This window comes from Bacillus coahuilensis m4-4 (assembly GCF_000171615.1).
GTDB classification, from domain to species: domain Bacteria; phylum Bacillota; class Bacilli; order Bacillales; family Bacillaceae_K; genus Bacillus_T; species Bacillus_T coahuilensis.
In genome coordinates, this window is record NZ_ABFU01000042.1 from 21,288 (window position 1) to 33,642 (window position 12,355).

General features: G+C 36.8%; 12 protein-coding genes and 3 pseudogenes. 11 read left to right on the forward strand and 4 right to left on the reverse strand.

All coding sequences use genetic code 11. The features are described 5' to 3' along the window. Positions 1-35: 35 nt before the first annotated feature. Complete coding sequence (locus M44_RS22340) at positions 36-1,214, forward strand: rhomboid family intramembrane serine protease (RefSeq protein WP_010173442.1); 1,179 nt, start codon at positions 36-38, stop codon at positions 1,212-1,214. A gap of 112 nt (positions 1,215-1,326) precedes the next feature. Here the strand turns inward: M44_RS22340 and M44_RS25325 are convergent, their stop codons facing one another. After that, the gene (locus tag M44_RS25325; RefSeq protein WP_010173443.1) at positions 1,327-1,764 is read right to left on the reverse strand and encodes a hypothetical protein; all 438 of its coding nucleotides are present in this window, start codon (positions 1,762-1,764) and stop codon (positions 1,327-1,329) included. Between the two features lie 95 nt (positions 1,765-1,859). Further along, positions 1,860-2,063 carry a hypothetical protein gene (locus M44_RS25330; RefSeq protein WP_010173444.1) on the reverse strand — a complete coding sequence of 68 codons (204 nt, stop codon included), beginning with the start codon at positions 2,061-2,063 and terminating at the stop codon, positions 1,860-1,862. A 183-nt stretch (positions 2,064-2,246) separates the two neighbouring features. On the opposite strand from M44_RS25330, the pseudogene M44_RS22350 reads away from it, so the two are divergent. The 9 genes and pseudogenes from M44_RS22350 to M44_RS10650 all read left to right on the forward strand — a co-directional run bounded on the left by M44_RS22350 (position 2,247) and on the right by M44_RS10650 (position 10,890). Beyond that, positions 2,247-3,658, forward strand: a pseudogene (locus tag M44_RS22350) (spore germination protein). Positions 3,659-3,896: 238 nt separating this feature from the next. Then, positions 3,897-4,095, forward strand: a pseudogene (locus tag M44_RS26225) (YqgQ family protein). A 12-nt stretch (positions 4,096-4,107) separates the two neighbouring features. Further along, positions 4,108-5,082, forward strand: coding sequence for an ROK family glucokinase (locus tag M44_RS10615; protein WP_029326842.1), 975 nt, complete (start codon positions 4,108-4,110; stop codon positions 5,080-5,082). A gap of 254 nt (positions 5,083-5,336) precedes the next feature. After that, positions 5,337-7,223 carry an LTA synthase family protein gene (locus M44_RS10620; protein ID WP_010173451.1) on the forward strand — a complete coding sequence of 629 codons (1,887 nt, stop codon included), beginning with the start codon at positions 5,337-5,339 and terminating at the stop codon, positions 7,221-7,223. A 93-nt stretch (positions 7,224-7,316) separates the two neighbouring features. Then, complete coding sequence (locus tag M44_RS10625) at positions 7,317-8,504, forward strand: M14 family metallopeptidase (RefSeq protein WP_010173453.1); 1,188 nt, start codon at positions 7,317-7,319, stop codon at positions 8,502-8,504. A gap of 242 nt (positions 8,505-8,746) precedes the next feature. Continuing rightward, entirely contained in the window at positions 8,747-9,196 is a 450-nt protein-coding gene (locus tag M44_RS10635; RefSeq protein WP_010173457.1) for a YqgU-like beta propeller domain-containing protein, read from the forward strand. 10 nt (positions 9,197-9,206) lie between these two features. Beyond that, positions 9,207-9,719, forward strand: a complete 513-nt coding sequence (locus M44_RS10640) for a YqgU-like beta propeller domain-containing protein (protein ID WP_010173459.1) — start codon at positions 9,207-9,209, stop codon at positions 9,717-9,719. Beyond that, the gene (locus tag M44_RS10645; protein WP_010173460.1) at positions 9,719-10,030 is read left to right on the forward strand and encodes an MTH1187 family thiamine-binding protein; all 312 of its coding nucleotides are present in this window, start codon (positions 9,719-9,721) and stop codon (positions 10,028-10,030) included. The genes M44_RS10640 and M44_RS10645 overlap by 1 nt, the downstream gene beginning before the upstream one ends. A gap of 20 nt (positions 10,031-10,050) precedes the next feature. Next, the gene (locus tag M44_RS10650; protein WP_010173462.1) at positions 10,051-10,890 is read left to right on the forward strand and encodes an arylamine N-acetyltransferase family protein; all 840 of its coding nucleotides are present in this window, start codon (positions 10,051-10,053) and stop codon (positions 10,888-10,890) included. A 44-nt stretch (positions 10,891-10,934) separates the two neighbouring features. Here the strand turns inward: M44_RS10650 and M44_RS26230 are convergent. Further along, positions 10,935-11,106: pseudogene (locus M44_RS26230) on the reverse strand (DUF2759 domain-containing protein). 183 nt (positions 11,107-11,289) lie between these two features. On the opposite strand from M44_RS26230, the gene M44_RS10660 reads away from it, so the two are divergent. Beyond that, complete coding sequence (locus M44_RS10660; protein ID WP_010173466.1) at positions 11,290-11,922, forward strand: MBL fold metallo-hydrolase; 633 nt, start codon at positions 11,290-11,292, stop codon at positions 11,920-11,922. Between the two features lie 148 nt (positions 11,923-12,070). Here M44_RS10660 and M44_RS10665 read toward each other — a convergent pair whose 3' ends face one another. Continuing rightward, on the reverse strand, positions 12,071-12,316 hold the full coding sequence (locus M44_RS10665) for a DUF2626 domain-containing protein (RefSeq protein WP_010173468.1): 246 nt from the start codon (positions 12,314-12,316) through the stop codon (positions 12,071-12,073). Between the last annotated feature and the right edge of the window lie 39 nt (positions 12,317-12,355).

Genomic DNA, 12,355 nt, shown 5'->3' on the forward strand with positions numbered 1-12,355 from the left:
CCAATGAAATTTGTAAAAGAAAGAAGTGGTGGGTCTTGAGTTTACAATTAGACTTCTTATTTTGGAAGCTTACCAGCACTTTCATTCAGGAAGGAAATTACCGGGTAGTAAGTCTGTCTGAGAGTCAAAACGAGCTGTGGCTTGAAAACCTAAGCCAAAAGCAGGCACCGATTATTCGTCTACTACGCTACAATCTCGATTGGGGAAATTGGATGAAGAAAGACTTAGATCGAACGGTTGCCAATGGAGAAAGAATTACGAAAAAATTTCTAAAACGGAGAGTAAAGATTGTTAATGTATACATCTCTAATCATCCTCCTTTAGATCAATTGGAACTAGTAGAACGAAGCTATATGAATAATCAATATCAAAAGATTGAAGTTCAACCCATTCTACTCAGCGACGAAAATGTCAGTTCAGGAATAAAGGATCTTATCAATCTTATAGAATTTAATGGAACTATTGCGATCCCGTCCCCTCTTGACTTATTTGATGTACAAAGAGAACAGAAGGAAGCCATCAACCTAGCTAATCATAAGGTAAAAGAAGACCGGAAATTATTTCAAACAGCCAATCCTTTCTTTACATATATGTTTGCATGTATTCAAGTTCTTATGTTTTTCATTTTACAGTTATTTGGGGGAAGCACCAATCCCGAAACATTAGTGTTTTTTGGGGCAAAATTTAACCCACTGATACTAGAAGGAGAATGGTGGCGTTTTATTACACCGATATTTTTACATATTGGATTCTTTCATTTGCTTATGAATACATTTGCCTTAGTGTTGATTGGTAGAGAAGTTGAAAAGATATTCGGTAAATGGAGATTTTTATTTATTTACTTACTGGCAGGAATCATTGGGTGTATCGCTAGTTTTTATTTTAATCCTGTTGGTTTATCTGCTGGTGCAAGTGGTGCAATCTTTGGGTGCTTTGGAGCGTTATTATACTTTGGCTATACATTTCCTCAAGTCTTTTTTAGAACGATGGGAATGAACATCCTAGTGATTGTAGGACTAAACCTTGTATTAGGCTTCACTGTTCCTGGTATAGATAATGCAGGTCATATCGGTGGATTAGTGGGTGGATTCATTGCAACAGGAATTGTCTATTTTCCTAGAAAGAAAAGTGTATCTCAACTTTATTATGTAACGGGTACAATCTTGTTTCTCCTTGTATCCTTATGGATACCGGTCATATCAAGATTCTTCTAGTACTTGCTTAAATATAACAGGTTCATTATCTTTAATGATTAACACATATAGAAATTTTTTGTCTTTACTTATTAATAGAAGAGGGATGGTGCTGTCAAAAGGTTCAACTACTTCACCACTCTTCTTTTTTTATTCCAAGAAAGTAATTCTTATATAATCCCTCCCAAAGGTTGCCGATAAGTCTCTCTGTTTCCTCTTCTGTAAAGCCTGGGAGCGGCCGTTCATTATAATCAACAAGTTCAGAAAGGGTAAAAACGTTAAAGTTATCCTTATCGATGGACAATTCTTGCAGGCTCTTCTCCCACGCGGATTCTAATTGCTGAGTCGTTACACGATCTAGAATATCCTTCCATTCTTTTTCTGAATCCGTTTGGGGAGTTCTAAAAGAATTCAATGGACTGAAATTGGAATCAATGATATAGAGAGAGTCCTTTGACATAAGTTGAGCAGAGGTGATCAAATCGTTTTGTTCATGGAGTTCTCCGTAATGAAATGTGATCGCTTCGAATAGACTGCTTTCTTTTCCTTCCACAACGGTTTCTTCAATCATTTGATCCGTATTTTGTTCCCATTCATTGATTAACCCCTTTAAACGGCCATTAATAAATAAAAGGCTAATATCTTGGCGTAAATACGCCTGTTCATTTAGTTTAGACTGAATATCCCATCGAACTCTAAAATGACCATTCTTTTTTTTTCTTCTAATGAAAGAAATGTAGTAGCCGATTCAAATCGAGCATCCTCGTCAATTGGAAAATAAATAATGCTCTCTTTAACAGTCGACCCTTTCATCCATATGACCAAAAGAATGAGAACAAGGGGTATTACTACGAGAACGATTCTCTTCATACTTTTGACACTCCCCTGTAATTTATGTATACAAGCTATTTTTACTTTATGAATGAACTCGTAGAAATATGAAAGACACGTATGAATTTCTTCCTCCTTGTCTAGGATGGTAAAAGTGTCGCATGTCTTAGGAGGTAGTGTTTTGGAGAAAGTAAAAAAGTTTCCAAACATTTTCAAGAAAATATAGATTATTTAAATGACATATTGGCCGTTGATGAAAGTTTTGATGTCATTCAACTAGACCTTTTGTATGCAGAAAGAAAAATGGCCATGTATCTCGTAGATGGGTTCGTTAAGGACGATATTCTTCATTACATTATGAAGCTATTAGCTGACTTAACGCCAGATCAGCTCGAAGAAGAGCCATTAGAGAAGCTATTAAAAACGTATATACCTTACGTCGAGGTAGAGTCTGTTGATGATTTAACGAAAGTGGTAGACGGTGTGCTAGCGGGTCCAACTGCCTTATTAGTAGAAGGCGTTGACAAAGCTATCTTGATAGATGCTAGAACCTATCCAGTAAGAGGTCCACAAGAACCTGACATAGAAAGAGTCGTTCGAGGATCTAGAGATGGCTACGTCGAAACAATTGTTTTCAATACAGCCCTAACAAGAAGGCGAATTAGAGATCGATCATTACGCATGGAATACATGCAGGTTGGAAGGCGTTCAAAAACAGATATTGTTGTTTGTTACTTGGCAGAGATCGCTGATGCTGAATTCGTGAAGCGTGTTAAAGATAGTATAAGTCAAATAGATACAGATGGATTACCTATGGGAGAGAAAACACTAGAGGAATACATATCGGGAAGGCACTGGAATCCATATCCTATGGTCAGGTATACTGAGCGCCCTGATACGGCGGCGGCTCATCTATATGAAGGACATGTTTGTATCATTGTAGACGGAACTCCTAGTGTGTTAATTACTCCTACTACTTTTTGGCATCATTTACAACATGCAGAAGAGTACCGGAACAAGCCAGTTGTTGGAGCATATCTTCGATTCGTAAGATTTGTAGCAGTTTGGGCTTCTGTTTTCTTATTACCTCTTTGGTATTTACTCGCGATCCAACCGACGTTGTTACCAGACTGGGCAAAATTTGTCGGACCTAACGAGCTAGGGGAGGTGCCGTTACTATTACAGTTCATCATCATTGAAATAGGAATTGACATATTGAGGATGGCAGCCATTCATACCCCTTCAGCTCTAGCTACGGCATTGGGTCTTGTCGCTGCCTTAATGATTGGGCAGGTTGCAGTAGAGGTAGGCTTGTTTATTAATGAGGTTATTCTTTACTTGGCCATTGCTGCGATTGGAACATTTTCAACACCTAGCTATGAGCTTAGTTTAGCAAACCGAATTGTTCGCTTACTGTTACTAGTCCTAACAGGTATATTTGCCTTACCTGGTTTCGTCATTGGTGTAACCCTTTGGATTATCCTGTTAGCATCAATGAAATCGTTTGGAGTTCCTTATTTATGGCCATTTATCCCATTTAACTATAGAGCCATGCGGGATGTACTTGTAAGGTCACCTCTTCCATTAAAAATAGAAGACCAAGGTTTTTAAACCCTCGGGATCCAGATCGTTAAGCGCATATTGAAAAAGCAGTAAACATAATGTTTGCTGCTTTTTTTAGTTCTATGGAAAATGGTAAGGGAAATCCAAAAGAAGTAGAAAAGAGCAACGAATAGAACTAGGACTAGGATTTCGAAAGTCTACTCTCCAAAAAAAGCTTGAGTTAATATATCAAAAAAATTCACAACAAATCCTTTTTTGTGACCTTGTTCACACACTCCTTTTCCACTATACTTTAAAGTGGTGATGGAAATGAATTCAATCTATGATGTTCAGCAATTAATTAAAAAAATACGGAACGATTATTTATGTTGGCGATAGAGTATCCGATCTTCAATTAATGGAGGAAGAAATCAAGGAGCTTAATCGATCGCAATTAATTGAGCCAAGAGATTTTCAGATGGCTCTACTTTTATTAAGACAAGAAATACAGAGACAATTGAAGGGATAATAGGTGATGAATATGGTTGAAAAATGGATAGCGGCAGTAGACTTAGGTGGAACCACAACAAAGCTCGCATTTTTAAACTATTACGGTGAAATTGTTGAAAAATGGGAGATACCGACTGATGTTTCTAATAACGGAAAAAATATTATTGTGAATATAGCAAAAGCAATGGATGAAAAGCTAGAAGTATTACAAGAAACGAAAGAAAAAATTTTAGGAATAGGCATGGGTGCCCCTGGACCAGTTGATATGGAAAAAGGAATTATCTTTGAAGCAGTGAATTTAGGATGGGAAAAAAATACTCCTTTAAAAGACATGCTAGAAGTTGAAACAGGTTTGCCTGCTGTTATTGATAATGACGCAAACTGTGCGGCACTTGGTGAGATGTGGAAGGGTGCAGGAAATGGCGCCAAAGATTTGATAGCGGTTACACTTGGTACAGGTGTCGGGGGCGGAATCATTACAAATGGAGACATTGTTCATGGTAGCAAAGGAGCTGCAGGAGAGATTGGTCATATTACGGTTGTCCCGGAGGGCGGATATCCATGTAACTGTGGTAAAACAGGATGCTTAGAAACGGTTGCGTCTGCAACAGGTGTTGTACGTTTAGCCAATGATACCCTGATAACGAATCATGAAGATTCCTCTCTTCGTACCATTTTAGAAGAGAGCGGAAACATCACAGCGAAAGATGTTTTTGATTGTGCGAGAGAAGGGGATGATGTCGCAAAGCAGGTCGTAGATCAGCTAGCCTTTTATTTAGGTCTTGCTTTAGCTAACTTAGGGAATGCTCTGAATCCAGAAAAAATTGTAATTGGTGGTGGCGTTTCAAAAGCCGGGGATATACTAATTGAAGCAGTGGAAGGCTATTTCCGCAAATTTGCATTCCCAACTGTTGCAACCTCTACACAATTAGCTATAGCTACTCTAGAAAACGATGCAGGAGCTATTGGTGCTGGTTGGTTAGTCAAGAATAAAGTGAAAGCTTAATTTCTAAGAATGTATTAAACGAACAAAAAGACTCCCAAAAGGAGTCTTTTTGTTCGTTTAATATGTTTAGATAGAAATATCCAAAAAATAAATCTTGCTTTTTGATAAGGTATAAGTCATCATTATAACTTATATAAATAAATTTTTGTTTGATTTTTGTTAAAAAAGTATTAAGATAGTCTTTGATTCTTGAAATATAAGTAAATTATTGTAAACAAATAAATAGAAAATGAACCATTTTGGAGGTTGAACGTATGAGTAGTAGGAAGAAATTTATAATATCCCTTCCGATAGTTGCTACCATTCTCGTGTGGATAAAAACGTATATCGTCTATAAAACTAGCTTTTCTATAACAATTGAAAATAGTATGCAGGAGTTCATCCTGTTTATCAATCCAATTAGCTTCTTGCTATTAATCTTTGGAGTTAGTTATTTTATTAAAACAGAACGTAAACGAACACGATATGTTATGGTAACAACGATTATTCTGTCCATTGTGGTATATGGTAATGTAGCATTCTACCGTTTCTTTACAGATTTCTTAACATTACCGGTTTTGTTCCAGACAAGTAATTTTTCAGATTTAGGTAGTAGTGCTTCTGCAACCATAAAGTGGACGGATTCTTTATACTTTTTAGATGTAGTGATACTGGCTGGGTTAATTAAGCTGAAACCAGCATTCCTTTCATTTGAAAGCATTAAACGTAATAAGCGTAGAGCCTATTATTTTGCATCTATTGCGATTCTTTTCTTTAACTTGGGTCTTTCAGAATCTGAACGTCCTGAGTTGTTAACTAGAACATTTGACCGAGAGATGCTAGTGAAAAACATTGGAACATTTAATTATCATCTCTACGATATTTATTTACAATCGAAATCTAGTGCTCAAAGAGCGCTAGCTGATGGTAGTGAATTAAGTGAGATTGACAATTATCTGGCAGCCAATTATGTTGAACCAAATGATGAGTTGTTTGGTATTGCAAAAGACAAGAATGTTATTATGATTTCATTAGAATCCATTCAGTCGTTTGTGATTAATAATGATGTTTACGGTGAAGAAGTAACCCCATTCTTAAATGACTTTATTAAAGAAAGCATTTATTTTGATAACTTCTATCATCAAACTGCACAAGGAAAAACATCGGATTCAGAGTTTATTGTGGATAATTCACTCTATCCCTTAAATAGTGGAGCAGTATTCTTTACTCATGCAGGAAATGAATATCACTCGTTAACGGAGCAGTTAAATAAACATGAGTATTATACATCTTCTATGCATGCGAATAATAAGAGCTTCTGGAACCGTGACTTAATGTATGATGCGATTGGATATGATTACTTCTATTCCTTACCAGATTATGAAGTAAATGATGAAAACTCAGTGAACTGGGGTTTAAAGGATATTCCATTCTTTGAACAATCGGTAGAGCATATGAAGGAAATGCCACAACCATTTTTTACAAAGATGATTACTTTAACAAATCATTATCCTTTCACATTAGATGAAGAGGATAAGTATATTGATGAGTTTGATTCTAATTCTGGAACATTGAATCGTTATTTCCAGACCGTACGTTATATGGATGAGGCTGTTAAATTATTTATTGAAGATTTAAAAGAAAGCGGTATATATGATGATTCCATTATTGTCATGTATGGTGACCATTATGGGATTTCTGAGAACCATAATGCCGCGATGGAGCAGTACTTAGGAACTGAGGTTACACCTTATGTGACGACTGAACTTCAAAAGGTTCCATTTATCATTCATATTCCAGGTGTTGAGGCTCAAACTATTTCTGATGTGAGTGGTCAAATTGATATTCGTCCAACTTTACTTCACTTACTTGGAATTGACTCAAAAGGTGATTTACAATTTGGTCAAGACTTATTCTCTCCTGATCATGAAGACTTCCTTATTTTACGTGATGGACGTTTCATTACAGATGAGGTAGTGTTTGCTGGAGAAGCGTGCTGGGATAAAGATTCGGGCGAACCAATCGATAAAGCTGAATGTGATAGGTTCAGTGAACGTGTAAAAACAGAATTAGATTATTCGGATAAGATTATTTATGGAGACTTGTTGCGCTTCTACGGTGAGAATGGCATCATTGAAGATCCTGAATATATGGAAGAATAAAGGAAAGCTTGCGAGAATCTCGCAAGCTTTTTTTGTCATCCTTTTCTCTATCCCTTCATAAACGTTATAAAGGAGAGAAATGGAGGGAAAGAAATGGATGTGAAAGTTCGTCAAGGAGATTCACTATGGTATTATAGTCAATTGTTTTATATGCCACTACCTTTACTATTAGATAGTAACAGGGATATGGATGTCTATAGTCTTCAAATCGGTCAGAGCATTAAAATTCCTGGCTTCTATGTTGAACGATATTCGATTCAAAAAAGTGATAGCTTATGGAGTATCGCAAACAATAGAAATATGAATGTGGATGCATTGTTACTTCTTAATCAAGATACGTCACCATCTAATTTACAGGTAGGACAAGACATTTTAGTACCTGTTAGAGTGACGTCTCCAATTGAAAGAGGGCAGCAGGCTTTTACATTTAGTAAATTGGAAAATACTCTGAATCGATTACTTGAAATCTATCCATTCTTAAAGGCAAATACCATAGGAAAGAGTGTTGATGGATTGCCCATATATGAAATTGTGATTGGAAAGGGAAAGAAACAGGTTCACTTTGATGGTTCGTTTCATGCTAACGAATGGATTACCACCTCTCTGCTACTAGCTTTTTTAAATAATTATGCCTTGTCTTTAACAAATGGAAATCCCATAAGAGGCATATCGATGTTACCAATTTATCAATCCGTCACTCTTTCGATAGTGCCAATGGTGAATCCCGATGGAGTAAATTTAGTGCTTGATGGGCCACCTGCAGAAAGAAAGCAACAATTAATCGAAATGAATAAAGGCAGCTCTGATTTTTCTAGGTGGAAAGCAAATATAAGAGGAGTAGATTTAAACAATCAGTATCCTGCAAAATGGGAGGTAGAAAAGGAACGCAAAGAAGAAAAGTCACCTGCCTACCGGGATTACCCAGGAGATGCTCCGTTAACAGAACCCGAGGCTATCGCCATGGCAGAATTAGCGAAGGATAGAGGATTTGACCGACTTCTTGCCTTTCATACACAAGGACAAGAATTTTATTGGGGATATGAAGGATTAGAGCCAGAGGAGTCTGTACAATTAGCAAAAATGTTTGAACGAGTTAGTGGGTACCGATCGATAAGATATGTCGATAGTTATGCAGGGTATAAAGATTGGTTTATAAAAGAATTTCAAAAAGCAGGCTTTACAATTGAAGCAGGACTAGGTATTAACCCATTACCACTCTCACAATTTCAAAACATTTACGAAAGAGTAGTAGGAATAATTTTAGTTGCGTTATATCGTTAGAAAAAAGTCTAAGGGCTTTTTTCTTTTTTTTGTAAACTTTTTACCGATATAATACGTCTATTAGTAGAGACGAATGGTAAGGGGAGAGTGACAATGAAGAACTATGCTTTTATAATAATCTTGTGCCTCATTCCTCTCCTTCACGGATGTCAAGAGTCAGAGTCAGATTCAGATTCAGTTCCTCAGGTACATTTAAATGAAGAATCAAACAAAGAGGTTAAAGTAAAAAGACAGAAAAAGAGATGATACCATTAACTGTAAGTAGCAAAGAACAGGTTCAGGTTGTGGACTGGGTTGACGATGATCGAATAATTATCGTGGAGTATAGTGGGTCTACATATAAGATTGTAGAGTACCATTTGTATACAGGTGTTCGGGAAGAGTTATTTATTGGAGAAGGTACATTTGTACAAGGCTTTGTTCATCAGAATAAGAGGAATATTCTTATTCATTCCTCGCCTTCTACTTACGAAGCGAAGCTTGAGCTTTTTACATTGGATGGAAAAGTGGAGTACACATACACCATCCCCTCAGCTGAATTGTCCTTTTCATGGAATCCAGTAAATCCTTTTAAACTTTTGGTAGCGGCCTTTGATGAATCATGGGAGTACTCAACATATCTTCTTGATCTTCAATCAAATCAACAGAAGGAGTTAAAGGGATATCCTCCTTTTCTTTTTTTGGAGGGATGACCAACACTTTTTGTACCAGGATACATCATGGGATGAAATTAAGCTTATGGCACCATTAGTGGAGGAAGATACGGAAGAGTTTGACCGGAAAATACTCGACGAATCACTGTTTTATGCCACAGCAGAAAATAATCGTGTATTACGGATGACAATAGAAAATGATTCTAAGACAGCTGAAGTAACCGTTGAGGATTTTCCCGCCTTCTCTGTAGAATTGCCTTCGATTTCAACTTATTCAGGGTGGCTTATTCCTCATATGGAAATAATGGAGGACAGTTTGTTTATTTTCACTCCAAATAAGAGTGGCCAAATTGATACATACGTTGAAGGGTTTCGACTAGAAAAGTGGAACATGGCTACTGGGAAAAGAGAGACGTCCTTAGATGGAATAGAAAATCAGCCGATTGAGTGTAGTCCAAATGGTACGAGGTGCTTGTATGGATATTATCTTTCGACTATGATTGAAATGGAGACTGGTACTAAAAAGGAAATGATATTATATGCAGAGGAGACGAACTTCTAATGGCTATTATTGACGTAACAGTTATACCGATTGGAACCACATCGCCGAGTGTGAGTGATTATGTGGCAGATATCCAAAACATTTTGAAGAGATATGAAGCTGAAGGAAAGATTCGCTTTCAGCTAACGCCTATGAATACGTTAATTGAAGGAGAGCTAGCTGTATTATTAGAAGTGGTTCAAGCAATTCATGAAGCACCATTTAATAAAGGGATACAGAGAGTGGCTACCAATTTAAGAATCGATGACCGCCGAGATAAGAAGAGAACGATGGAAGATAAAGTGAAAGCTGTAGAGAGTAAGTTGTCGTAGCTTTGTAGAAGGGAGCCCGCTTGGCTTCCTTTTTTAAAATGACTGTTCTTGAAAGGAATCTTGAAATGATTAGTAAGGATTATTTGACGTATATTGGGATCACAGATTATAGGAATCTATCACAGCATGAATTACTTTCTTCCATACATCAACAACATTTGTATCATATCCCTTTTGAAAACTTAGACATCCATGTGGGTAAGAAACTCTCTATGAACCCTGAGGAAGTCATACATAAAATACTAGGGAACCATCGTGGAGGGTTATGTTTTGAAGTAAATAGTCTTTTGTATAGTGTCTTAAAAGAGCTTTTTTATGATGTGCACTATATCTCTGCTCGATTTTGGAATGAAGATAAACAATCCTGGAACCGGGACTGTTCTCATCTAGCCTTAATGGTGAACATAGAAGACCACCAATACTTAGTTGACGTAGGTGTTGGGGGAGGATTCTTAACCCCACTTCTTATTCAAGATAGATGTATTCACCTGGATCATCATGGTGAATTTAAGGTGGAGAAAACAGCTAGTGAAAATGAGTTTATAATAGTGAAGCGTGTGGAAGAACAATGGGAAAGATTATTTAAAATAAGTACTACTCCAAGAGCACTACATGAATTTGAAGAAATGTGTGAAATCACACAAACCGATAGGGACAGTATCTTTACTCAAAAGAAATTATGTAGTCTGATGAATGATCAGGGGAGAGTTTCATTAACGGATCAGTATATAAAGAAAACATCAGGTGGTGAAGTAGTGAAAAAAGATATAACCTCCCAGTCTGAGTGGATTCTAGCACTAAAGGAGCATTTTACAATCGATTGGAAGCTCATCATGGATGAAAAGAATAACAAAAAATGAGGTTTCTCATTAAGAGAAACCTCATTACTTTACCCTCTCATACATTAATGAGCAGCAGGGAAGCCTTGATGGATGATCGTTAGAACTGTGAACCATCCGAACACAGCAAGAGTTCCAACACCGAACACGATACCTAAACGTTTTATTTTTAAGTGCACTAATGCTTCCAAATAAAGCTAAAAGAGTAGCTAATGCCGTAATAATGATTAATCCCATCGTATTTGCTCCTTTCGTAAAGCGCTATCTTTGAAACAGTCCAAGAAACTGTTTATGTAAAGCACATCTATTCATCATTATTATTTTATTATCTTTTCATCCGTTTGTCGAGATGTAATAGACAACTTCTCTTTCCTAGTGGAAAAGGAACATGCTAAACTAAAGCTGAGGAGATGATACTGTATGAAATGGATGAAAATTCCACTTGGCCCACTTCAAACAAATTGCTATATCGTATACAACGATCAAAAAGAATGCGTAATTTTTGATCCTGGAGAAGAAGCGGCTAAGCTTATGGCCAAAATTGATGGCCAAAGACTAAAGCCTCTTGCCATCTTGCTGACCCACGCTCATTTTGATCATATTGGTGCTGTAGACAAAATTAGAAACCAATATAAGGTGCCTGTTTATATACATAAACAAGAAGAAACATGGCTATCAGATGGGATGAAAAACGGCTCTCAAAATTTCTTGCAATACAGCATAACAGCAGCCGCAGCCGAACATGTGATATCAGAAGAAACGCAGTTAACCTTTAATGATTTTGTTATTCATGTAATGGAGACTCCAGGGCATTCTCCAGGCAGTGTATCCTTTTACTTAGAAAAGGAAGAAATCGTTGTATCTGGTGATGCATTATTCCAAGGAAGTATTGGGCGAACCGATTTATACAAAGGAAGCATGGATCAACTACTGAAGAGTATTCATACGAAGCTACTATCTTTGCCGGAGAGAACCATTGTCCTACCAGGACATGGACCAACCACTACGATTGAAGAAGAGATGGTGAGTAATCCTTATTTAAATGGGTTTTAATTTTTGCTTAGTTAGATCATCATTTTGATGTAAGGCTATTTGTCCTATTAACTGTTCTGTTTAACAGAGCCAGTTTTTAATAGGTTTACTACAAAAATATAAAAGAAATAAAAAATCCCTACAACTTGATTGTAGGGGTTTTTTATTATTAATGTCCGCCAGCTCCTGGAACCATCATAAAAGTTGTCCAGTATGTGAAGCCTGCAAAAAACACTGTTAAATATGCACCAAATACATAAATATACATACGTTCTGATAAACGTAAATAGCTTAGCAGAATAAAGAATCCTGTTTGGCCTAGGAAGATTAATGATGTCGTCTTCATATCACCCAGATAGAACATAACAGCAAAAATAGCTGTCCAAAAACCAAGAACTCTAAACATACGGTCCATATGTATCCCCCTCCTTTATTGCACATTTAGTCAATGTTT

What these genes read in the sequence shown, in the direction of transcription:
- M44_RS25325 (WP_010173443.1), bottom strand. Translation starts at nt 1,764, where the DNA reads ATGATTGAAGAAACCGTTGTGGAAGGAAAAGAAAGCAGTCTATTCGAA.
- M44_RS25330 (WP_010173444.1), bottom strand. Translation starts at nt 2,063, where the DNA reads ATGAAGAGAATCGTTCTCGTAGTAATACCCCTTGTTCTCATTCTTTTG.
- M44_RS10615 (WP_029326842.1), top strand. Translation starts at nt 4,108, where the DNA reads ATGGTTGAAAAATGGATAGCGGCAGTAGACTTAGGTGGAACCACAACA.
- M44_RS10620 (WP_010173451.1), top strand. Translation starts at nt 5,337, where the DNA reads ATGAGTAGTAGGAAGAAATTTATAATATCCCTTCCGATAGTTGCTACC.
- M44_RS10625 (WP_010173453.1), top strand. Translation starts at nt 7,317, where the DNA reads ATGGATGTGAAAGTTCGTCAAGGAGATTCACTATGGTATTATAGTCAA.
- M44_RS10635 (WP_010173457.1), top strand. Translation starts at nt 8,747, where the DNA reads ATGATACCATTAACTGTAAGTAGCAAAGAACAGGTTCAGGTTGTGGAC.
- M44_RS10645 (WP_010173460.1), top strand. Translation starts at nt 9,719, where the DNA reads ATGGCTATTATTGACGTAACAGTTATACCGATTGGAACCACATCGCCG.
- M44_RS10660 (WP_010173466.1), top strand. Translation starts at nt 11,290, where the DNA reads ATGAAATGGATGAAAATTCCACTTGGCCCACTTCAAACAAATTGCTAT.
- M44_RS10665 (WP_010173468.1), bottom strand. Translation starts at nt 12,316, where the DNA reads ATGGACCGTATGTTTAGAGTTCTTGGTTTTTGGACAGCTATTTTTGCT.